Annotated in this window: 16 protein-coding genes; 3 read left to right on the top strand and 13 right to left on the bottom strand. The window is 60.2% G+C overall.

Annotation, left to right across the window (positions count from 1 at the left end; genetic code table 11):
- Positions 1–85: 85 nt before the first annotated feature.
- From NKH17_RS01020 to NKH17_RS00990, 7 genes are all read right to left on the bottom strand, one after another.
- On the bottom strand, positions 86–1,267 hold the full coding sequence (locus tag NKH17_RS01020; protein ID WP_352645124.1) for an ABC transporter permease: 1,182 nt from the start codon (positions 1,265–1,267) through the stop codon (positions 86–88).
- Complete coding sequence (locus tag NKH17_RS01015) at positions 1,264–2,262, bottom strand: ABC transporter permease (protein WP_254818875.1); 999 nt, start codon at positions 2,260–2,262, stop codon at positions 1,264–1,266. Before NKH17_RS01015 ends, NKH17_RS01020 begins: the two co-directional genes overlap by 4 nt.
- Before the next feature lie 2 nt (positions 2,263–2,264).
- The gene (locus tag NKH17_RS01010; protein WP_352897962.1) at positions 2,265–4,163 is read right to left on the bottom strand and encodes an ABC transporter substrate-binding protein; all 1,899 of its coding nucleotides are present in this window, start codon (positions 4,161–4,163) and stop codon (positions 2,265–2,267) included.
- Entirely contained in the window at positions 4,160–6,055 is a 1,896-nt protein-coding gene (locus NKH17_RS01005; protein ID WP_254818873.1) for an ABC transporter ATP-binding protein, read from the bottom strand. Before NKH17_RS01005 ends, NKH17_RS01010 begins: the two co-directional genes overlap by 4 nt.
- A gap of 149 nt (positions 6,056–6,204) precedes the next feature.
- Complete coding sequence (locus NKH17_RS01000) at positions 6,205–7,545, bottom strand: adenylate/guanylate cyclase domain-containing protein (RefSeq protein WP_352506847.1); 1,341 nt, start codon at positions 7,543–7,545, stop codon at positions 6,205–6,207.
- Between the two features lie 51 nt (positions 7,546–7,596).
- Positions 7,597–8,940: a nucleotide sugar dehydrogenase gene (locus tag NKH17_RS00995; RefSeq protein WP_352645129.1), complete on the bottom strand. Its 1,344-nt coding sequence runs from the start codon at positions 8,938–8,940 to the stop codon at positions 7,597–7,599.
- A gap of 105 nt (positions 8,941–9,045) precedes the next feature.
- A complete protein-coding gene (locus NKH17_RS00990; RefSeq protein WP_352898088.1) occupies positions 9,046–10,206 on the bottom strand; it encodes a DUF3095 domain-containing protein in 1,161 nt (386 codons plus the stop codon).
- A gap of 92 nt (positions 10,207–10,298) precedes the next feature.
- Here NKH17_RS00990 and NKH17_RS00985 point away from each other — a divergent pair, with 92 nt between their 5' ends.
- Positions 10,299–11,387 (top strand): glycosyltransferase family 4 protein, encoded by a 1,089-nt coding sequence (locus tag NKH17_RS00985; protein WP_352645131.1) that lies wholly within the window; start codon positions 10,299–10,301, stop codon positions 11,385–11,387.
- Positions 11,384–12,160: a polysaccharide deacetylase family protein gene (locus tag NKH17_RS00980; RefSeq protein WP_352897959.1), complete on the top strand. Its 777-nt coding sequence runs from the start codon at positions 11,384–11,386 to the stop codon at positions 12,158–12,160. Before NKH17_RS00985 ends, NKH17_RS00980 begins: the two co-directional genes overlap by 4 nt.
- A gap of 51 nt (positions 12,161–12,211) precedes the next feature.
- On the opposite strand, the gene NKH17_RS00975 is transcribed toward NKH17_RS00980, so the two are convergent.
- The 3 genes from NKH17_RS00975 to NKH17_RS00965 form a co-directional block, all read right to left on the bottom strand.
- Complete coding sequence (locus NKH17_RS00975; protein ID WP_352897958.1) at positions 12,212–13,066, bottom strand: MBL fold metallo-hydrolase; 855 nt, start codon at positions 13,064–13,066, stop codon at positions 12,212–12,214.
- 122 nt (positions 13,067–13,188) lie between these two features.
- Complete coding sequence (locus NKH17_RS00970) at positions 13,189–13,638, bottom strand: cyclic nucleotide-binding domain-containing protein (RefSeq protein WP_023675957.1); 450 nt, start codon at positions 13,636–13,638, stop codon at positions 13,189–13,191.
- A gap of 156 nt (positions 13,639–13,794) precedes the next feature.
- Positions 13,795–16,509 (bottom strand): ABC transporter transmembrane domain-containing protein, encoded by a 2,715-nt coding sequence (locus NKH17_RS00965; RefSeq protein ID WP_352897956.1) that lies wholly within the window; start codon positions 16,507–16,509, stop codon positions 13,795–13,797.
- A 336-nt stretch (positions 16,510–16,845) separates the two neighbouring features.
- Here NKH17_RS00965 and NKH17_RS00960 point away from each other — a divergent pair, with 336 nt between their 5' ends.
- The gene (locus NKH17_RS00960) at positions 16,846–17,514 is read left to right on the top strand and encodes a class I SAM-dependent methyltransferase (protein ID WP_352476068.1); all 669 of its coding nucleotides are present in this window, start codon (positions 16,846–16,848) and stop codon (positions 17,512–17,514) included.
- 120 nt (positions 17,515–17,634) lie between these two features.
- Here the strand turns inward: NKH17_RS00960 and NKH17_RS00955 are convergent, their stop codons facing one another.
- Genes NKH17_RS00955 through NKH17_RS00945 form a run of 3 tightly spaced genes read right to left on the bottom strand, consistent with a single transcriptional unit; the run spans position 17,635 to position 21,258 of the window.
- Positions 17,635–18,801: a glycosyltransferase family protein gene (locus NKH17_RS00955; RefSeq protein WP_352897954.1), complete on the bottom strand. Its 1,167-nt coding sequence runs from the start codon at positions 18,799–18,801 to the stop codon at positions 17,635–17,637.
- The gene (locus tag NKH17_RS00950) at positions 18,798–20,042 is read right to left on the bottom strand and encodes a glycosyltransferase (protein ID WP_352475774.1); all 1,245 of its coding nucleotides are present in this window, start codon (positions 20,040–20,042) and stop codon (positions 18,798–18,800) included. The genes NKH17_RS00955 and NKH17_RS00950 overlap by 4 nt, the downstream gene beginning before the upstream one ends.
- Position 20,043: 1 nt before the next feature.
- Positions 20,044–21,258, bottom strand: coding sequence for a glycosyltransferase family protein (locus NKH17_RS00945; RefSeq protein ID WP_352475773.1), 1,215 nt, complete (start codon positions 21,256–21,258; stop codon positions 20,044–20,046).
- Between the last annotated feature and the right edge of the window lie 362 nt (positions 21,259–21,620).

Below are 21,620 nucleotides of genomic sequence, written 5' to 3'. Positions count from 1 at the left end.
ATGAACACTGCAACAAGCGAACAGGCTGCCGACAAGGATCATACCGGGTGGAGTCGGCGGCGCGGCGCGCGGCGGAATAGCGATGTCACTTGTAGGGGTCCGCGGCGTCCCGCAACCCGTCGCCGAGGAAGTTGAACGCCAAGATGACGAGAACGACGGGGAGCATCGGCAAAAGCAGCCATGGATAGAACGCGATCACGCTGACGCTGCGCGCCTCGGTGAGCAGGATGCCCCAGCTGGTTATCGGCGCCCTCAGGCCGAGCCCGAGGAAGCTCAGCGCCGTCTCGCCCAGGATCATGCCGGGTATGGAGATCGTTGCCGTCGCGATCAGATGCGACATAAAGCCGGGAATGAGGTGTCGGCGGATAATGCGGCTGCTTCTGGCGCCCATCAATTGCGCGGCCAGAACGTAATCCTCCTCGCGCAAGGCTAGAAGCTTCGAACGCACGGCCCGCGCCAGTCCGGTCCAGTCGAGCAGTCCGAGGATGACGGTGATGCCGAAATAGATAAGGATCGGACTCCAGGTTATCGGCATGATTGCCGCCAGAGCCAGCCATAGCGGAATGCTGGGGATCGATTGCAGAACTTCGATTATCCGTTGAACGATCAGATCGAAGATACCGCCGTGATAGCCGGCCAGTCCGCCGATGACAATGCCGAGCAGGAAGCTGAAACTGATGCCGACGAGGCCTATTGTCAGTGAAATGCGTGCGCCATAGATGATGCGCGAGAGCACATCGCGCCCCAGCCTGTCAGTGCCGGCCAGAAAGAGCTGGCCGTTTTCGGCGGGGCAGACAAAATGCCTGTCACCTTCGATCAGGCCCCAGAACCGGTACTTGTCGCCCTTGCAGAAGAAACGGATCCGCTGAACATCATCCTGTTGCTCGATGTAGTTCCGCTTGAGCGTGTCCATATCCAGCGTCATCTGGCGGCCATAGACGAACGGCCCGACGAACTGGCCGTTGTGGAACAGGTGCACCCGTTGCGGCGGCGAATAGATGTAGTCCATGTTGCGCGTGTGCAGATCGTAGGGCGCCAGGAACTCGCAGATCAGTATCCCGAAATAAAGCGCTGCCAGGAATATGCCGGATACAAGGGCAAGCCGGTGCCGACGGAATTTCCACCACATCAGCCGCAACTGCGACGCCTGAAAGACCTTCTCCTGCTCCGGCGTCATCGCCTCGACCGACTGCAGGTCAAAGGGCTCGATGGAAACATAGTGTTGCAGTGGGGTACCCGGAGCGGGCAGCGGCGATTGCGTGTTCATTTGGTGCTGCCGCCTTGCAAACGAATTCGCGGATCAAGTAGCGCCAGCGCCAGGTCGGAAATCAGGACGCCGATGACCGTCAGGAAGGCCAGGAACATCAGGAACGACCCTGCCAGATACATGTCCTGGCTTTGCAGCGCTTTGATCAGCATCGGCCCGGTCGTCTCCAAAGACAGCACGATTGCCGTGATTTCGGCGCCGGAGATGATGGCTGGCAAGATAGAGCCGATATCTGAAATGAAGAAATTGAGCGCCATGCGCAGCGGATATTTGACCAGCGCCCTGAAGGGATGAAGGCCTTTGGCGCGCGCGGTCACGACATATTGCTTATGTAGCTCATCGAGCAGATTGGCTCGCAGCCGCCGGATCATGCTTGCCGTGCCCCCGGTGCCGATGATCAAGACCGGAATCCAGAGATGGGCGAGGATCGACTTCGCCTTGGCCCAGCTCATCGGCTCGCCGAGATATTGCTGGTCCATGAGGTGGCCGATGGACGTGCCGAACCAGATGTTGGCGAAATACATCAGGATCAGCGCCAGCATGAAGTTCGGAATCGCAAGGCCGAGAAGGCCGAAGAAAGTCAGGCCGTAGTCGCCCCAGCTGTATTGATGTGTGGCGGAGTACATGCCGATCGGAAAGGCGATGAGCCAGGTGAAGATGATCGTGACGAAGGAAACCAGCACCGTCAGCCACATTCGGTCCCCCACGACGTCGCGAACCGGCAGCTCATATTCGAAGGAATAGCCGAAATCGCCGTGCAGCATCCCGCCGACCCAGTAGAAGTAGCGAATGACCGGTGGCTTATCGAAACCATATTCCTTGCGCATCATCTCGATGCGATCGGAATCCACCGCTTCGCCCTGAGCCCGAAGCTCGGCAACATAGCTGTCGAAATAGTCGCCTGGGGGAAGTTCGATGATCGTGAACACCAGTGCCGATATGACCAGCAGCGTTGGAACCATCACGGCGATGCGCCAGACCAAATATCGAAGCACGCTCAGGACTCTCCAAGCCAGAATGTATCCGGCATATAGACACCGAAATAGGCGGTCGGGTCGTAGCCGTAAAGCGCCTTGTCGGGCAGATTGCGCAGCCGCGAGGATGCCAGAACCGGCTGATGCGTTCCGTTCACCGTGCCGATCGAAAACACCTGATCGGTATAGATCGACAGCATTGAATTCCAGATCTCGGCGCGCTCCGTGGCTTCGGTCGATGCGTTCCAGCGCTTGAGTAAATCCATCAACTCGACCACGGGCGGAAGATCGGGCGCTTCGCCGACCTTGCCACGGGACAAGTAGTGAGCACCCCAGAGCGGCCATTGCAGCTGGTCGTCGACGGTGGGGGCCAGTTGGTAGGGGTTCATGTCGGCGGTCGGCACGCCATTGTCGATGCCCGACCACATCGACATCATGATCTGGCCACCAAGCGCGCGGCTGCGGAAGATGTCGCGCTGCGAAGTCCGGATGAACAGAGCGATGCCGATCTTGCGCCAGTGATCGGTGATGAGCTCGAGCGCGTCGGTTTCCAGCGTGCTTTCGCCGGCCGTTTCCACTACGAGCTGCGCCGAGCGTCCGTCGGGAAGTATCCGCAGGCCGTCATCGTCACGCGCCTGAAGCCCGACCTCGTCGAGCAGGGCATTGGCCTGGTCGGGATCATGGGCGACCCAGGCTTTCGCGAATTCCGGCCGGTAGAGCGGGCTCTCCGGCAGGACCGTATCGGCACTTTCCTGCGCCAACCCGTAGAACACGGCCAAATTGATCTCGCGCCTGTCCACAGCGAGCGAAAGTGCGCGGCGCACGCGCACGTCACGAAAAAGGCCGCGCCACACCTGGTCGGCACAATTCAGATTGGGCAGCAGCGCCAGCCGCGAACCTTGTGTGCGTTTCCAGAGATGCATCTTCACCGGGTAGCGCTTCTCCGCATCCTTCAGGAAGGCGTAATCGGTGAAGTCAATTCCCATGCCTTGCAGGTCGCTCTCGCCCGCACCGGTCTTAGCGGAAATGATCGCCGACGAGCTGACGTTCATGACTATCCGGTCGACATAGGGCAGTTGCCGGCCATTCTCGTCTATTCGATGAAAGAACGGGTTCCGCTCGAAGACGAACTGCTCAGCCGGCGGCTTGGTCCGGTTCTGCCAGGGATCGAGCGTCGGCAGTTCCGGGTTCTCCGGGCGATATTGCCGCGACATGCGGATATGTAAGAGCGTCCATTTCTTGGCCCGGTTCTCCTTCATTAGGCCGGCGAGCCGGAATGGATCCTGGTATTTCTTGTGGAACTGCTTGAGATAGGCGGCCGGCAGAACAAGCGATAGGGGCGAAGCAGCGGCGAGCTTGGGCAGGAAGTCGGGATTGGGCGCATCCCAACTGTAGCGGACCGTCAACGGATCGACGATCTCGAAGCGTGGCGGCTTGCCGTCCGCCAGCAGGGCCGGGGCGAGCCCGCCTTGCGAAAGCTCATCGTTCAGCCAGACATCTTCCCAGCAATAGCGAAAATCCTCCGACGTCAGCAGGCTACCGTCAGACCATTTATGTCCTTCTCGTATCTTGAAAGTGAAGACACGATCATCCGCTACATCGAAACTTTCGAGAATGTCGGCTTGCAGGTTAAGCTTTTCGTCATAGCCGACCAGGCGAGCGTACCCGTAGATCGTCATCATCCGGATATCTTTCTGGCTGCCAATGATCGTGCGCAGCGTGCCGCCATATTGGCCGGGCTGCCGGCCCATCGCAGCGAGATTCAACGCGCGCGGGCGCTTGGGCAGGCGTTCGGCGAGTGCCGGCAGCGCCCTGGCCTTCAACTGCGGCTGAAGAAATTCCGGCTCCAGATCGCCGGCGCGCAACGTGCCCGGCAGAAATGCCGAAGCCATGAGTCCAAGGACGGTGCGCCGGCTGATCAATGGCGTAGCTCGCTGACATCGGCCGAACGTCGCGCCAGCACGAGGTGGCCGCCGCCAAGATCGAGCGGCGACAGCATGTCCTCGTCGCCCTGGTCGCGGAATTGCGGTCCCCATGCGCTGGTGTCGGAAGCGCCGCTGAGCTTCAGAGTCTTGAAATCCATCGGCCTGTCGAGATCGGGGAAAGGGACTGCGGCGACCAGTGAGCGCGTGTAGGGGTGGACCGGTTTCCTAAGCAGAATTTCGCGCGGCGCTAGCTCGACGATACGCCCGCCGCACATCACCGCGATGCGGTCTGCCATGTAGTCCACCACCGCCAAGTTGTGGGATATGAACAGGTAGGTCAGGCCCAGTTCCTTCTGCAGGTCCTTCAGAAGATTCAGGATCTGCGCCTGGACAGAGACATCGAGTGCCGAAACTGGCTCGTCGCAGATCAGGAGTTCAGGCCCCAGCGCCAACGCGCGCGCGATGCCGATACGCTGACGCTGTCCGCCGGAGAAACTGTGCGGATAACGCTTTATGAAGCGCGGGTCGAGTCCGATTGCCTGCATCAGGTTCTTGACCGTGGCGAGTCGGGACGCGGCATTGCCACGTTGATGGATTTCCAGCGGCTCGCTCAAAATGTTCTCCACCGTCATGCGAGGTGAAAGCGACGAAACCGGATCCTGGAAGACCATCTGGATTTTCGCGCGCAGCATGCGCAGAGCGTCTCCCTCGGCTTTCAAGACGTCGATCGGACCATCGCGGCCGTTGAAGATCACAGAGCCGCCGCTAGGGGTGACAGCCCGCATGAGGACCTTGCTGACGGTGGTTTTGCCGGAGCCGCTTTCGCCGACAAGACCCAGGCACTCGCCCCGCCTGATATCAAAGCTCACGCCGTCCACGGCGCGAACAGAGGTTTGATGACCTCCGCCGAACCATCCGGACTTGCGGATCGTGAAGGTCTTTGTCATATCCCTGACCGACAGCAGGAGGTCGTCCGGCCCCTTCGATGCCGGCGCCGTCTGCTTGCCGAGCAGGTTCCCGACATTCACCGGCACCTCGCGGAGCGCCTTTAGCCTTTCGCCGGGCTTCAGGTCGAAATGCGGAACGGCTGCCATCAGGCCCTTCAGGTAAGGGTGGCCCGGCCGGCGGAATATCGCCTCCACAGGTCCCGCTTCCATGATCTCGCCATGGTACATGACCACCACCTCGTCGGCGACATTGGCGACTACGCCAAGGTCGTGCGTGATCAGCAGCATCGCCATGTTCAGCTTCGTCTGAAGCTCGCGCAGCAATTGCAGGATTTGCGCCTGGATGGTGACGTCCAACGCCGTTGTCGGCTCGTCGGCGATCAACAGGGCGGGCCGGCAGATAAGCGCCATGGCGATCATGGCGCGTTGACGCAATCCTCCCGAAAGTTCAAAGGGATACATGTCATAGGCGCGCTTGGGGTTGGGAAAGCCGACAAGTCCGAGCATTTCCTCGGTCCGCGCCTTGCGCTCCACCCGAGCCGTGGGCGTATGAATCTGCAGGGATTCGCTGACCTGATTGCCGATCGTATGCAGCGGCGACAGTGATGTCATCGGCTCCTGAAATATTTTGCCGATTCGGCTGCCTCTCAACGCCCGGATTTCGGGTCCGTCACGCGGCATCTGCAGGATATCCTGCGTCGTGCCGGGCTTTTCAGGATCGGAAAACAGGATACGGCCGCGAACATGGGCTGTGTTCGGCAAAATGCCCATCACAGCCTGGCTGAGAACCGATTTTCCGGAACCGGACTCGCCCACAAGCGCGGTAACCTTGCCGGGCAAGACGCGAAGATTCGCACGCCTGACGGCATGCAACGGTCCCCCTATAATGGCAAAAGAGATGCCAACATCCTCGATCCGCAGCAGATCAACGCCCAAATTCATTCTCACACCAGCCCCCACTCTGGCCGCTCCAGAAGGCGAGACTAGCGCATTGCCAGCCTAGAGCAACTTGGATTCGAACAGTCGCCAGTTCCCTGGCGGAACCGGCGATCGGACTGCATACCACACGCGTTCGGATCAGATCGTGGCGGTTACTGGAGCTTCCTCGGGTCACCCGCGGACGGCCGCGCGGCATTGCGATGAAGCAGCATGACCTGCTCGGCGTCCGATATTCGGTCGTAAATCGGCTCCAGCGCACCGTCTTCGTCGAGCGAGAGAGCACCCGACAAATCGGGTGAAAGCACCGTTAGCTTCTGCCTGATGCCCGCCAGTTCCTCCATACCGAGCGCCAGCCAGTTGTTGGCGCCGCAATAGCTGGCGAAGTCTTTGCTGGCGAGAACGCTGTGCGGATATTTCTTGGTCAGAGTCTGGAGGCGCTGGACCTCGTTTACAGCCGAGCCGAAGACGGAGAATGTGAGCCGGTCGGTAAGCCCGACATTGCCGAACATCACATTGCCCACATGCAGGCCGATACCATAGTTTATGTCGCTCAATCCTTGCTGCTTTCTGCGCAGATTGAGATCCATCATGCGCGCGGTGGCCTTGTGCGCTGCTGCAAGAGCGGCCTGGCAGGCGATCTCGGACTGTGAACGGTGCCTTGCGCAAGGGTAAACTGCAATGAAGCCATCCCCTATGAAACTCATGATCTGCCCGCCCTTGCGGTTGAAAGGCGCAGCAGCGGCGTCGAAAAACTGGTTCAGCGTATCGATATAGACTTCGCGGCCGGAGGTTTCGGCAAGTCTTGACGACCCGCGCATGTCGCCCATGACCAGTGCCGCCCGGATTGTATCGCCCTCGCCGCGCTTGATCTGGCCGTCGAGCACGCGCCTGCCGGCGTCGCCGCCGAGATAAGTGGTCATCATGTTGTCGGCAAGCTTGGTGAGCACCGCCATCTTGGTTGCGATAGCGAGATGGTTCTGGATGCGCAGCAGCGCCGCAATCATGCTGTCGCTGAAGCCTGCGGCACTGTCGGTGGACCAAGACCCGATCATGCCCTGACTGGTGTTGCCGCTGAAGGGATGGACGAAAGCCATGTAATCTGTGACGCCCATCAGCTTGAGGTCGTCGAAAACAGGAAATTCCGACGGCACCGACGGGTCGAGCCGGCGCCGCAGATGGTCGAGCTTGTGGCTGAGCAGATGGTAGTATGGGCTGGTTAGGAATCTGTCGGAGTGAACGCCGTTCTCCTTGCGGAAGCCTTCCACTTCCAGGCCCTGGCCGCGGAGCCAGGTGAAGCCGAGCGCGTCATAAAGCGGATGAAGCATCGAAAAGCTCAAATGCACCCGCTTCAACGGCAGGCCGGCAGCAGCCAGCCGTTCACAAAAGCCCCTTACCAATGTTTCCAGGTCGTCGCCCGCCAACGCCGATTGCGTCAGCCAATCGGCAACCTTATCCATGAGAATGGCAGAAATTTCTGCTTGCGCTGTGCTCATGCTATCTCGAAATCTCCTTGATCCGCCACAAATTCGCCGGCTCGGACGCCGTCAGGCCTTCACCACCGTCTCTCGGGTTAGCCCGAGGCGGCCAAAAATATTGCGTGTGTCGACTATCAGTAGAGCGTGATCCGCGATCGCCTGATAGTCGATCGCGTCGTGGTCGGTTGCAACGACGACAGCGTCGAAATCCTTCAGGGCCACCTCGGTCAATTCGACCGAGCGACGCCCCTTGATCGCCATATGCTCCCGTGTGGTCGGGATTTCGGTAACATGCGGATCGTGGAATTCCGCCTTGCCGCCCCATTCCTCGATGAGTTCAATGAGCCGCAATGAGGGGCTTTCGCGGATGTCGGGCACATTCTTCTTATAGGCAAGCCCGATGATGAGAATGCGCGAGCGGCTGAGCGCCTTGCCGCAGCGCCGGTCCAGCGCCTTCGCCAGTTCATCGACCACATGACGCGGCATGGCCGTGTTGATCTCTGCCGCCAGCTCGATGAAGCGGGTCGGCAGTTCGTATTCGCGCGCCTTCCACGTCAGGTAGAAAGGATCGATCGGAACGCAGTGCCCGCCAAGTCCAGGGCCAGGATAGAAAGGCATGTAGCCGAACGGCTTGGTCTTTGCCGCCTCGATCACCTCCCAGATGTCGATTCCCATCGCACCGAGCACGACCTTCAACTCGTTGACGAGGGCTATGTTGACCGAGCGGAAGATGTTTTCCGTCAGCTTGACCGCCTCGGCGGTCGCCGTGGTGGAAACCGGAACGACGGTCTTGACCACGCCATGGTAGAAAGCCTGCACGAGCGTCGCCGCTTCAGTGCCGTCACCCGCCACGACCTTGGGGATCGTCGCGACTTCAAAGCTGCGGTTGCCGGGATCCTCGCGTTCGGGCGAGAAGCCGAGGAAGAAATCTCTCCTCGACTGCAAGCCGGTTTTTTCCAGGATGGGCTTGATCACGTCGTCGGTGGTGCCGGGATAGGTGGTCGATTCCAGCACGATCAGCTGGCCGAGACGCAGATGCTTCGCGATGATGCCTGCCGTGTTCCTGACAAAGGAGAGATCCGGCTCGCGGTGTTTCGTCAGTGGTGTCGGAACGCAGATGATGATGACATCGCAGACGGCCAGTTCGGCAAAATCCGCAGTGGCGCGGAACCGTCCGCTCGCCACCTGGCCGGCAAGGGCTGTCGACGTCACCGCCTCGATGTAGGATTGGCCGTTGTTCAGGCTCTCGACCTTTTGGGCTTCGATGTCGAAGCCGGAAACCGGGAAGCCGGCGCGTGCGATCGCAACCGCCAGCGGCAACCCGACATAGCCCAGTCCGATCACGCCGACTTGCGCGGCACGCGTCGAAATCCGGTTCAGAAGACGGTCATATGTCGATCGTGAGGCGTCCAAAAATGTGCTTCCCGTCAATTCGGACAGGCCGTCCGCTTCCATGGTGAGGCTCACCGCTCACAAGAGCCCCGAGGCATATTGCGGAAAATCGATGTCCGCAAGCCGTCAGACCGGCACCTTCGCCTTAAGGCTTGCGGCAGCCATCGCATAGCCGCCGGCGGCGCCATCGATGAAATGAACGTGATCGCGCTGCAGCGGCGATGCGACGAGGCATGTCATCAAGGCCGATTTCTGGCGGTGCAGGCCATAGTTGCAGATGCCCGCCTCTTCCGCCTGTTTCAGCCGGTTCTCGATCCGTTGCAACACATCCGCGTCAACGTCGATGGTCATCTTCAAGCCATCGTCGAACTTCCGGAAATCCGAATTGCTGGCCACTTCGCGTTTGTAGATCTTCGGATCGAATCTGCCGATCGTCCAGCCATATCTATCCGTAACAGCCGTAAGCGTCATCAGGAACACTATCCACAGCTTCGACAGCCACCGCCGTCCTGCCGGCGCCATGGCCCGCGCCTCGATATCGAGGCCGGCGGGCAGCACACTGTAGTCCGGCCCGTTCACTGGCACCGGGTGGCCATCGCGTTCCTGCCTGCCGGCAAGGGCGATGATGTCGGAAACCAGAAACTGAAAACCGCGCAAGTCGCGCGACGCCCCCGGTATGGCTATGATCGAGACAATTTCGCCATGCCGGGCTTCGATTGGGTTCCAGCGGCAGGAGAGGCCGGTCAGATCCGGCCGCGCGCCGGCCGGCGCAGGATCGATGCGGTAGCGCCCCGCTTTCATCTCGGCTTCCGCCCAACTGCCGCCACCTCCGGCGAACATGGCATAGAAGACTGCATCGGAGGCCTGGAACCTCGCCACGCGAACGTCGAGGCCTTGCGCTCTTATATCCTTTATCGGCACGATTGCGGCACGCAAGCTCAGATCCAGCTCGTCCGCCACCCATCTCTGGACAGCCGCCAGCGCGTTGCGGGTGATCTCCAGCGCCGAGCCGGGAAACGCCACGAGCGCGCCGTCGCCGCCGAAGACAAAGGGAAGATCTTGCCTACCCAGCGCATTGAGCAGCGCCGAAATGACGCTGGCACCGGCCATATTGACGGTTTTATAGCGCCCCGCCTCGATCGCCTTGGTCGAGCCGACGATATCTGCGGTAGCAAGCGCCCAGCCATCGGGGAGAGGCCGATAGTTATCGATATCGGCAACGCTTTCGAACCTGGCGAAGACCGGTAGGGAAGCGACAAACGGGTCGGACGCGGCAGCTGTTTCCATGAGCATCAGATAGCACATTCCAGTGCTTGAGGGTGAAGTCGATCATGCTTCGAAATTGACTTGCGCAGGCTTTCCGATAATAGGGTCCGGCGATGCGAATTGCCTTCTACGCGCCGCTGAAGTCGCCCAATCATCCCGTTGCCTCCGGCGACCGTCAAATGGCACGGATGCTGGTCAAGGCGCTGGAGCATGGAGGGCACAGCGTCGAACTGGCATCCGAATTGCGCTTCTATCTACGCGAACCGGATTCGAAAAGTTTCGATGCGCTCAAGATCGAGGCCCGGGAGGAAGCCGCGCGGCTGGCAGGGCTTTGGGATCGTGACGGCAAGCCCAATCTGTGGTTCACCTATCATCCCTATTACAAGGCGCCCGACCTGATCGGGCCCGAACTGGCGTTGGCCTTTGGCGTTCCCTATGTGACAGCGGAAGCCTCCTATTCGAGGCGGCGCAACACCGGTTTGTGGGCCGATACGCAAGCGTTGGTGGCGCGAGCCGTCGAACAGGCGGCGCTGAACATCTGCTTCACGCAAAGGGATCGTCAGGGACTGGCAGATGCGATACCCGAAGCCGCTTTCGGCATGCTTTCGCCCTTCATCGACACATCGCTATTCCGGGAAACACCGGCACGGGCTTGTCCGACGCGCCTCGTTACCGTCGCCATGATGCGCCCGGGCGACAAAGTCGAAAGCTATCGCATGCTGGCGCAGGCGCTCGGTTTGATCGGTCATCTGCCCTGGACCATGTCGGTCGTCGGGGACGGACCTGCCCGCGAGGAGATTAAAGCGCAATTCGCCGGCTTGCCCGCCGAGCGTATCGAATGGCTTGGCGCGCTTGAGCCAGCCGCAGTGCCGGATGTCCTCTACAGTGGGGGAATTTACGTCTGGCCGGGTTTCGGCGAGGCCTATGGCGTTGCCTATCTTGAAGCACAGGCCGCCGGCCTTCCGGTTGTGGCTCAGGACGTCGCCGGCGTGCCGGAGGTCGTGCGGGATGGCCAGGCCGGGTTTCTCACCCCGCCGGGCGATGTGGCGGCGTTCGCTTCTGCCATCGAAAGGCTTCTGGCCCGTAACGACGAAAGATCCATCATGGCCGCAGAAGCCAGACGTTTCATCCTCGAAGAACGTTCTCTCGGTGCTGCGGCGGCGCGTCTGGCCGAACTTCTTGCGAAGATCCCGGTCTCATGACATCCGATCAAATCTGGCAACCCTTGATGGAGGAACTGGCGAGCCGGCAATGGGCGGACCGTAAGGCAGAGTTCTGGCTGCGCGACGATGACGCCGTGGATCCGACGCCTGCGCTTGATCGGTTGCTCGAGCTCACCGGTGAATTCGCGGTTCCGGTGACTCTGGCCGTCATTCCCGCCCTGACTGACGAAAAGCTCGTCGTTCGGCTTGACGAGGCGCCGCATGCCACGGTCGCCATCCATGGCTGGGCGCACCGAAATCATGCTCCCGAGGGCCAGAAGAAGCAGGAGCTCGGCGCGCATCGGCCACGCGAGGTGGTGCTCGATGATCTGGCTCGCGGGCTGTCGCACATAACCGGCCTGCACGGCGCACGTGCCGTTCCGATGCTGGTGCCACCCTGGAACAGGATCGACGCCGGCTTGGTATCCGACCTTGGATCGATAGGATTTTCGGCATTGTCGGTCTATGGGCCGCCAAGACCGGCTTCACTTGCGGTCATCAACAGCAATGTCGACATCATGGATTGGCATGGCACGCGCGGCTGCCGCGATCATGGCCTATTGGTTCGGGCCATCATCGCGCAGTTGCAGCATGCATTCGATGGAGGCGAACCGGTCGGCCTGCTCACCCACCATCTCGTACATGATGAATCGGCCTGGCTCTTCCTCGAACGGCTGTTCACAGTCACCGCACAGACTGAAGCCTGCGTATGGCTTCCGATCAGGACATTGATCGGGCGCAGCGCCGGTAGAGCAATTCCAGGAAAGGTGTGAACGGTTTTCCGTCCGGAATTGCGTCAAAACAAAGAGATAGAGGAAAACAGCTCAGCGCTTTTTGCGCAATGAGACTGGAACTTTGAGCGTCTGGCCATCCCGCGCGGCAAAAGCGCCGGTAAACCTGTCTTTGGCCAGTTTCTCGATCTCGTCCAGTTCCTCGTCGATCCGTGTCGGATCGTGGTGAAACAGCGCAAGCCTCCGCGCACCGGCCGCCTCACAGAGCTTGACACCCTGTTGCCATGTCGAGTGCCCGTAACCGCGGCGGCGTTCCATTTCCTCCTCGGTGTAGGTGCAATCGTAAATGACGAGGTCGGCATCTTCGATCAGGCCGAGCACCGCCTGATCGAGTTTGTCCGGCTCGTGCTCAGTGTCTGTGATCATCGCCACGACGCGGCCGCCCCATTCGACCCGGTAACCTATGCAGCCGCCCGGATGGATAAGACTGCCGGTTCGGACCACCACCCCTTCGCGCGGGCGAAGCACGTCTCCGGATACGAAATCGCGATAGTCGAGGCTTGCCTTGCAGGCTTCCAGTTTCACCGGAAACCACGGCGGCTGCATGAACTCATCGACCATCTGCCGGGTCGTCATGTGTCCTGCAAGATGCCCGGACCAAAGCGTAACCTTGGCGCCCCGATCATAGATCGGCGCAAAAGACGGCAACCCGATGATGTGATCGTAATGGCAATGGGTGAAAAGCAGGTCGAAATCGGTCACGCCCAACGCCTGAAGTGCGGCGCCGGCAGGCCGTAGGCCAGAGCCTGCGTCGAACAGAAGCGTATGCTTACCGCATCGCATTTCGACGCAGATTGAGTTGCCGCCATAGCGAGAGAATTCTGGCCCTGATACCGAAATGCTGCCGCGGACACCCCAAAACCTGACCAGGAAAACGTTGTCGTCCATGCTACCCCTTCGCCCATCATATCCAAACAACCGCTGCTAGGCGAGACAGGCTTTCTCCGGGTGATCTTCTCAGCGAGAGGACAGTGCCGTCACGACGGCGAGGATCGGGCGCACGTCCTTCGTTATTTGGCGCTTCGTGCGTCGATCAGATCCGCGGTCGTATGGCTTAGGCGATCGGCAAGAACCCGCAAGATCTCGATGGTCATTTCCGGGAACTCCCTCATAAGCCTCAGGAAATGATCCTTGCGGATTCTCAAGGCTTCCAGCGGACTTGCCGCTCTGACGGTGGCAGTGCGGGAGCTGTTGCACAATATGGCGATCTCGCCAACGATCGAATTTGGCTCCAGTTCGGCAACTTTTATCGGTCCGCTATCGGAATCGACAAGAATATCCGCCCTGCCTGAAAGGATGACATAGGCGGCGTCTCCCTCGTCGCCCTGCCTGAAAAGGATCTGGCCGGCGCTGTAGCTCACACGATCGGATGTGAACGCAAGCAGCTTGAGCTTTGTCGGCTCGATGGCAGAGAACAAGGGAACGCGTTGCAGCATTCCAACTTCATCCTTGAGCAGCATTGTCGCAAACCTTCCAAAATTCGCGTTTGCCAGACTAGAGCAAGGGACGCCAAGATGGAATCAATTCTCTTTCCGGGATGGCGAGGCAAACCACGCGAAAGGTGGCGAGCCCGATGTCGTGCACCGGCAGAATGATCCATCTGAATGTCCGTTGCTCTATGACAACAGTTCCTTGAAGATACCGTTCCCCGCCAAGAGTGTCTCGTGTGTTCCGTCTTCCGCCAATTGACCCGAGTCGAAGACGACAACGCGATCGAACATCATCGCCATTGCCGGATTCGTCACGACCCACACAATTGCCGGCGAATGGCCGTCGCGCCTGGCTTCCTCGAGCACATTTCGCAGCACCTTATCCTGCATGCGCTGGTCGAGCGCCGACAGCGGCCGGTTGAGAATGAGAAAATCGGGACGCTTGAGCAAGGCCCGGGCAACATCGAGCTTCTGTCGCTGTCCACCGGTCAGCCGCCTCCCGCCGGAGCCGACGTTGAAGTCCAGGCCGACATCCAGAAGTTCGCCATAAAGCCCGAGCTCGTCAAGAATGTCATAGACGATGGAGCGTATGCGGTCGGGCGCGTCGGGATGATTGTTGCCCACACGCCCGAACAGGACATTATCCATGACCGTGGCCGCGGCAATGTATTTGGCAGGATCATACCGTTCGATCGCATTGTGCAACTCGGGCGGCAGGTCTTCATAGAACCGGTTGCGTGCAGCGACGATCTTGCTCATCAGCTCGTCGCTCAGCAGGCCGAAGCGGTGCCGGGGCTCGATGTAGGCAAAGCTCAAGGTGACGATCATGGCGCGATCGTTCTCCGAAACCGCCTCGTAGGGACGGTTCTTGAGCCGTTGCAGCAAGGTTTCGTAGGCGGGTATCTCCTCCGCGCTCATGAAGGCGAGCTGCTGGAAGAACTGGTGATCGGGCGGCAGGTCGGCAAACAACTCTATCGCCTGTTTGGCGATCTCCAAGCCCATTTCGTAGAGCGTGCGGTCGAGGCCGGCTTGCCTCAGCACGGAAGCAAAATAGGGATTGGCCGCCAGCGCCCTGTCGGCCAGTTCGGGGCCGGCGGCAGCGCCGAAGAGCAGGTTTTGGCCGATCGTTGCTTCCTTGTTGTAGGCGCCCGGTTCGAAAGGAACCACCAGTCCGCTCAGCCCCTCTTGTTCCAGCCGGGCCCGCAGCGCCGCACGCAGTTCGACGATCCGCCTGGCAAGCTCCGTGTGACGGGTGAGGTCAGCTGAAGAGCGCAATCCGAGATCCAGAATGTCACGCGACAGAACAACCGCGTCGAGCACCCGGCGCACTGCTTCAAAGAGGTCGTGCGGGCCGGTAGCGCCAGCGGAAGCATAGTTGATCCAGTCGCCGTGGATATCAAGATCCGGATTGCCCGACCGGCGCGCCTCGTGAATGTTCCAGCGGTGCTGATCTGCCGCAGCACCGTCATAAGGCACCGATGTCAGCGGCGCATGCTTCAACCCGTAGAGCAGGTTGTCGCGGAGGCTTGCCTGGAACAGGAAAACATCCGACGAGGCGTACGATATGCGCCGGCCGGTTACTGCTTCCGGGAGTTCAAGCAGGTCGTCGGTGCCCGAAGCGACCTTTCCGCTGTCCGGCCAGATCAGCCGCGCGAAGGCTTCTGCAAGCGCCTCCGCTCCACCTGTTGCGGTACTGACCAGTGCCACCGTCTCACCCGGCTTGACCTGGAGGGAGATACGGTTGAGGAGCATCGCACCGCCATCGTCTGCTATGGACAGATTGATCGCCGACAGCGGTTTGGTCATCGGATCGGGATCGTCGATCGTCAATGCCATGATACTCGGCGCGATGAGACCTTCGACGGTGAACTGTTCAACGACCTGTTGATATTTGACCTGGACATCCTGCCGATCCTGATCCCAGTCGATCAGTTCCTTCATCGGTCCGGGCAGGTCCTTGTAGGCGCCGATCACGGCCACGAGCTGGCCGACGTCCAGCCGTCCCTGGAGGACCAGATACCCGCCGATCATGTAGAACAGAAAGGGCGTGAGCTGCGCGAGAAAATTGTTGAGGAACTTCACCATGAATTTCCATTGGTAAAGATCGAAGCGGATCTTGAAGATGAGCCCGAGCCGGGCAGCTATGTCGGCGCGCTCGTAGTTTGATGTATCGTGGACGTGAACCGTGCCGATGCCGTCGACGATTTCGCCAACCCGGCCCGAAAGCGCGCGCGCCGTCAACTGCCGTTGGCGCCCGAGCACGATCAGCCGCCGCCGCATTCGCGGGATGAGCACGATCTGGATCGCCACGATCACGACCGCTATCATTCCTAGCCAGACGTTCTGGATCATGATGAACAGCATGGCCGTCAGCGCTTGGCCGCCGAGCAGTACCGGCTGCAGGAAGGCGTCGCCGATGAAGCCGCCCAGCGGCTCCACCTCGTCCTTCACCATGGTCGCCACTTCGGCGGATTTCACCCGCTTGAAGTAAACCGGCGGAAACCGCAGCACACGGTCGACCAGATCGAAGCGGATACGCCGCAGCATGCGTTCGCCGAGGCGGCCCTTGTAGGTGTTGATGTAGAATTTGAACAGGCCGTTGATGACGACTAGCAAGAGGAACACAAGGCTCAGGGCAAACAGGGTCTCCTCGCGGTCGAGCTGAAAACCGGAGAAGAACTGGACCTCTCCAATGAACGGCAGGTTATAGTGTAGCCTCATGAATGGCTGGGTCGCGCCCGGTTGCTCGAAGCCGCGACCTTGGATCGGTCCGTTGACGATCAGCTTCGGCAGGTCGAAAGACATGAAATATGGGATCATCGAAAGCACGACGATCATCAATATCCAGAGCTGCTGCTTCTTGGTGTGCGTCCAGATATAGCGGGCTAGGCTGGCTTCCATATGCGACTGTGGACCCTTCAGTTGGAAGCGTGCAGGATGTAAAAGCACCTGCTGGCGAATGGCGTATCGGCAATTTCTTCATCGCCAACGAGCTGGCCAAACGGTCCGCGGCTTTCGCAGGGCTTTGGCGAACAGCTGAGCAGCACGAGGCCGCAGCTGCGCGGCTGGTGCTGGCGGATGGACGCCGATGATCCGGACAGATGCAATAGGCTCTCTCCGGCACCGGGCAATAGCCAAGCGGCTTGCAGCATGATCACGTCCGCGGAATCAAACAGTCTTGCGGGAGGCAAGATTGCGTTGTGTCGCCCAGAATCCCAACATACAAGACGAATTATGATGGATGTCACGCAACCACGCAATGCCATGGACTGGCATGAGCAAGCCTTGGACCTCACACGGGGAATTGCTGCTTATGTCAACTGCCCTCTCGTGGCAGGGCTGGCGCGCGTCGTCGCCAAGCATCCGAAGGCCGATATTGCCAACGCCTTCAACCACAAGCAGGTCGCCTGCAAGATGTGGGCGCTCGACAGGCTGTTCGAAAGCGGCGGCGGCCGCTTCGGGCGCATATGGGTTCTGGGTGGATGGTACGGCGTATTGCCGGCAATGCTTTTCAACGATGCCCGCTTCGACATCGCGGCGATCGATAGCATAGACATCGATCCTGAAGTCGCGCCGGTCGCCCGGACCCTCAACCGGGAAGCCGGCGACCGGTTCCGGGCGCTGACGGCAGATATGTACGCACTCGACTATGCGGCCGGGCGGCCCGACCTGATGGTCAATACGAGCTGCGAACACATAGCCGATCTGCGCGCCTGGCTTGCTCTGCTTCCGCCGGGCACGAATGTACTGCTGCAATCGAACGATTATTTCAGCGAGCCGACGCACATCAACTGCGTGGCTTCGCTTGCAGCCTTCGAGGCAATGGCGGCGCTACGGGAGGTGCGGTTCTCCGGCGAACTGCCGACAAAAAATTATACGCGCTTCATGCTGATTGGAACTGTTTAATGCATTTCGCCCAAAAGTGCGTAGCGGTTTTGGGACAACGACACGCATAAAAACAGGACTTGAAGCGCGTCGCACGAACCTCACAGACGCTACGCGCGTTAGGATCTATCGTCTGTTTGATCATGAACTTCTCCGAAACCGGGCCCGGGACCATGTTCGATACTGCTCGCGCAGGATTTGCGCCGAGCGACGCCCGCCTTCCAGATCGAGACGATGCGCGGATGGCGTCCGTCCCACAAGCGCCTGTTCGATAGCTTGCGCCAAACCTTCAGGCGTCAGGTCCTTTTCCGTCAGCACCGTTGCAAGACCGAGTTCTTCGAGCATCAGGGCGCGAACCGTCTGTTCGGTTTCCCCGCCGGCTGCAAATGGAACGAGCAGGGAGCGACAACCCGCGCGCAGTACATCGCAGACCGTGTTGTAACCCGCCTGCGAGACTGACAGGCGGGCGCCGGTCAGCAGGCTGGCGAAATCCTCGCGGAACCGGAAGATGGACAGGCCCGGCGTGGCATCGCGTGCGATCGCGTCAAACTCGTCTTTCGGCAGGTTCGGGCCGGTGATCAAACACCATTTCCAAGCGTTGTTGGCATCCCGCGCCGCTGCGATGGTGGAGCTGACAAGGCTCTTTCCGGCAGCCCCGCCGCCAACCGACACCAGAACGTCGAAGCGCTCGGAGGCCGCAGGCGCTGGCGGCGCGGCAACGAGCCCTGTGTAGGTGATCTCGGCCCTGATCGCCCCAGCCAATGGAAATGTCTTGTCGATGGTTGCGAAAGCCGGATCGCCGTGGACCATAACAAGGTCGAAATGCCTGTTGATGAGATCGACCGTTTCCTCGTTTCGGCCCGGCTTGACGCGCTCCTGGAGGATATCGCGGACGGACGTCACCAGCAGCGGTCTGGGCGACGTCGCGTCGATGGCCTCGATCAGCGGCAAGAGTTCGAAACGCATCTGCCGGCGTCCAAATGGAAACGCCTCGATAATGACGATATCAGGCCTGCAATCCCGGAATGCCTGCAGCAGCATCTCTGAACGCCATTTCTTGAAATCATCGTCGATCGGGTTGCCTTGCAGGTCGACAAGTCCCGAAAATCCTTCATCACCGGAGGTGACAGGTGGCAGGGTTACAGATTTTACCCCCAGTCCCGGAAACCCGGCGATCGGTGCTCCACCGGTCACGACGGTTACGTCAAACCCGTCATCGACCAGAGCCGCTGCAATGCGGCTGGCGCGCGCGAGATGGCCGATGCCGAGCAGGTGCTGGACATAGAAGAAAGCGCGCAGCCGCTTCATTCGGCGGCCCGCCACTCCCGCTCGAACAGTTCCTTGAGCTGTCCAATGCTTGCCATATGATCGAAATTGCCGCGCACGCACCGCTCTGCGGCGTCACCGAGACGGCCGCGGAGCCCGGGATCACGGATCAGGCGCTCCAGCGCCTGTGCCAGGGCAATCGGGTTTTCCGTCGGAACCAGCAAGCCGGTTTCATCCGGCGATAAAAGCTCTGGCACGCCGGAAATATCGGTCGACACGCAGGCAAGCCGCTGGCTAGCCGCCTCCACCAGAACATTCGGCAGACCGTCGCGGTCGCCATTTGCGGTGATCCTGCAGGCCAGGGCGAAGATGTCGGCGCGGCGGTAGTGCTCAAGCACCTCCTCCTGCGCAAGCGCGCCTTTCCAAGAGACGCGATCATCCACACCGAGCTTTTGCGCCAGCGCCTTGAACCGTTCCAGTTCTTCGCCGCCGCCGATATGCTCGAAACGCCACGCCAAATCGCCGGGCAACAGGGCAAGGGCCTCCAGCAAGGTATCGTAACCTTTCTTTTCAACGGCGCGCCCGACACTCAGAACGACAACCGGTTCGTCCGGAGCCGAGCCGTCATGCTGCTTTCGCGCCTCATCGAAACTGCCAAAGCGATCAAGGTCGAGCCCATGATAGCTCAGATGCACAGACGAGTTGCCGTTAGCGAGTTTTTTCAGACGGTCGAAGCCGGTTTTCGTGCAAGTGACCGTCCAGCGCGCCGAGGAAAGCTTGCCGGCCAGATCCCAGTCCGCCGAAGTCCAGATGTCCTTAGCATGGGCCGAGCAGGTCCAGGGCAGGCCACGAAGCTGGCTGGCATAGCGCGTCACCGATGCAGGCGTGTGCGCGAAATGGGCATGCAGCCAGCCCGCGTTTTCCGGCCATTCGGCCGCCAGCACGAGCGCTTGCCCGAAGCGGCGCGCGCGATTGCGCGTAAAGTCGCGGGGCATATCGGCAGCCAGCGATCCGAGCGCGCGCCAGAAGCCCGGACGCAGCAGATAGGCAAACAGCGAGCGAAACACGCGCAGCGGCTCTTCATGCAGATATTCCGGCAGATAATGGACGGGCGCTTTGATCTCGTCATGCACGGGGTGGCGTTTTTCGTCGGTCGGCCGCCTGAGCGCGACAAGTATCAGGTCGAACCCCGCACGCTCAAGACCGAGCAGTTCCTGCGCGATGAAGGTTTCGGACAGCCGCGGATAACCCTTCAGAACCACGACGATCTTGCGATGTTGCAACTCACGTCATTCCTTCAATGACCGAAAGGTGATGGCCGGCCCGCCGGTCGAGCAGTTCGGCGACGATTTCGGAAATATGAGGCAGCCCTTCCAGCGTCAGATGCGGATTGCTCTGCGATGGGCGGGGCCGGTCCGGCAGCACCTTCAGTGCATCGGCAAACCGCCGGGAATCCTCGGCTTCTTCCGGCAAAAACATCTCGATGAGGCCGAGTTCGGCCGCGCGCCGTGCGCGGATCAGTTGTTCTTTGCGGGGCTCGACGCGCGGCACGATCAGCGCCGGCTTGTCGAAAGACAGTATCTCGCAATAGGTGTTGTAGCCGCCCATCGCCACTACCGCCTTGGCGCCGGCAATCAGGTCTTCCATGCGGTTGTCGAACTCGATGATCCTGATGTAGGGGATCTTGGACCCCTTCTTGAGCAGCTTGTTGCGCTTGCGCGCCGGCATGTAAGGCCCAAGCACGATCAGGGCCCTATGCTGCAATTGCGGATCCTGCTGATAGGCATCGATGACGTCGTGAATCAGATCGGCGCCGTCACCGCCGCCACCGGTGGTAACGAGGATATAGTCGCCCTCGGGCCGATGGCCGGGCAACTCGTTCCGCTGCAGGCTCCGTTGCAGGAAACCGACGAACCTCATCTTTGCCCTGACAGCCGGCGGCACATCCAAGCCGGTCAACGGATCGTAGAAATCCGGCGGGCCATAGGCCCAGACCTTGTCGTAGAACAGGCCTATCTTGCGCATCACGTCCCGGCGTGCCCACTCTGCTTCGAGCAGATGCGGCGCATCCATCACCTCGCGCAGGCCAAGCACTAGCGTGGTGCCCCGCGTCTTGAGGTAGGACAGCGTGTCCTCAATCTCACCGCGCAGGCCGAGCGGTTCCTTGTCGACGATGAAGATATCCGGCCGGAAGGTCTCGGCCGTGTGGCGGATGATCGACTGGCGCATCCTTAGCGTCTCATGCAGATCGATGTCCTTTTCCAGCGAGGTGTATTCGCCGTTGCGCAGCTTGATGACGCTGGGGATCTTCACGAAGTCGACACGGGCACGGTAGTCGAAGGCGCCAGCGATAGTCGCACCCGAAATGATAAGCACCTGAAGTCCGCGGAAATCCTCGACCAGCGAATGCGCGATAGTTCGGCAGCGCTGCAAGTGGCCGAGCCCGAACGTGTCGTGGCTGTACATGAGAATTCGAGCGTTTTCTGCGTGCTGGGTCATTGTTGAACGTCTCTTAGAATTCTCGCTTTGAGGACCGTGAGCGACCCGCCGGCTTCGAAACCATCCTGGTTTTGAAACATGAGGCCGCGATTTTGAATTTGCATTACTTCTGTGGAATGCCTGTCAGATAGGGCTTTCTGATTGCCTGAGTCCGAAACTGGATGGAGTGGCGAATATCGCCTCGGCGGGAGCGGGCCGAGACTCCCCGTTGTTGTTTTGGGATGAATCGAAGGGGAAAGCGGTGTCCAAAGGATCGGCAGAAGTCATCCCTCTTGATTCCAATAAGCTCCGGTCTCTCCGAACTCGATGGTTTCGGAGCGGTGAAAGCGATTCCGCGATCCTGCCCATATAGTCAATTGCTT

This window comes from Mesorhizobium sp. M1334, from assembly GCF_040317995.1.
GTDB lineage: Bacteria > Pseudomonadota > Alphaproteobacteria > Rhizobiales > Rhizobiaceae > Mesorhizobium.
The sequence above is the reverse complement of the archived record's forward strand: the minus strand, read 5'-3'. Positions and strand labels throughout refer to the sequence as shown.

Bases quoted from the DNA above. Each gene is read 5' to 3' on its own strand.
- NKH17_RS00960 (WP_352476068.1), top strand. From the start codon at position 16,846: ATGGATGTCACGCAACCACGCAATGCCATGGACTGGCATGAGCAAGCC.
- NKH17_RS00945 (WP_352475773.1), bottom strand. From the start codon at position 21,258: ATGACCCAGCACGCAGAAAACGCTCGAATTCTCATGTACAGCCACGAC.
- NKH17_RS00990 (WP_352898088.1), bottom strand. From the start codon at position 10,206: ATGGAAACAGCTGCCGCGTCCGACCCGTTTGTCGCTTCCCTACCGGTC.
- NKH17_RS01000 (WP_352506847.1), bottom strand. From the start codon at position 7,545: ATGAGCACAGCGCAAGCAGAAATTTCTGCCATTCTCATGGATAAGGTT.
- NKH17_RS00955 (WP_352897954.1), bottom strand. From the start codon at position 18,801: ATGAAGCGGCTGCGCGCTTTCTTCTATGTCCAGCACCTGCTCGGCATC.
- NKH17_RS00985 (WP_352645131.1), top strand. From the start codon at position 10,299: ATGCGAATTGCCTTCTACGCGCCGCTGAAGTCGCCCAATCATCCCGTT.
- NKH17_RS00970 (WP_023675957.1), bottom strand. From the start codon at position 13,638: ATGCTGCTCAAGGATGAAGTTGGAATGCTGCAACGCGTTCCCTTGTTC.
- NKH17_RS01020 (WP_352645124.1), bottom strand. From the start codon at position 1,267: ATGAACACGCAATCGCCGCTGCCCGCTCCGGGTACCCCACTGCAACAC.
- NKH17_RS00980 (WP_352897959.1), top strand. From the start codon at position 11,384: ATGACATCCGATCAAATCTGGCAACCCTTGATGGAGGAACTGGCGAGC.
- NKH17_RS01005 (WP_254818873.1), bottom strand. From the start codon at position 6,055: ATGAATTTGGGCGTTGATCTGCTGCGGATCGAGGATGTTGGCATCTCT.
- NKH17_RS00975 (WP_352897958.1), bottom strand. From the start codon at position 13,066: ATGGACGACAACGTTTTCCTGGTCAGGTTTTGGGGTGTCCGCGGCAGC.
- NKH17_RS00965 (WP_352897956.1), bottom strand. From the start codon at position 16,509: ATGGAAGCCAGCCTAGCCCGCTATATCTGGACGCACACCAAGAAGCAG.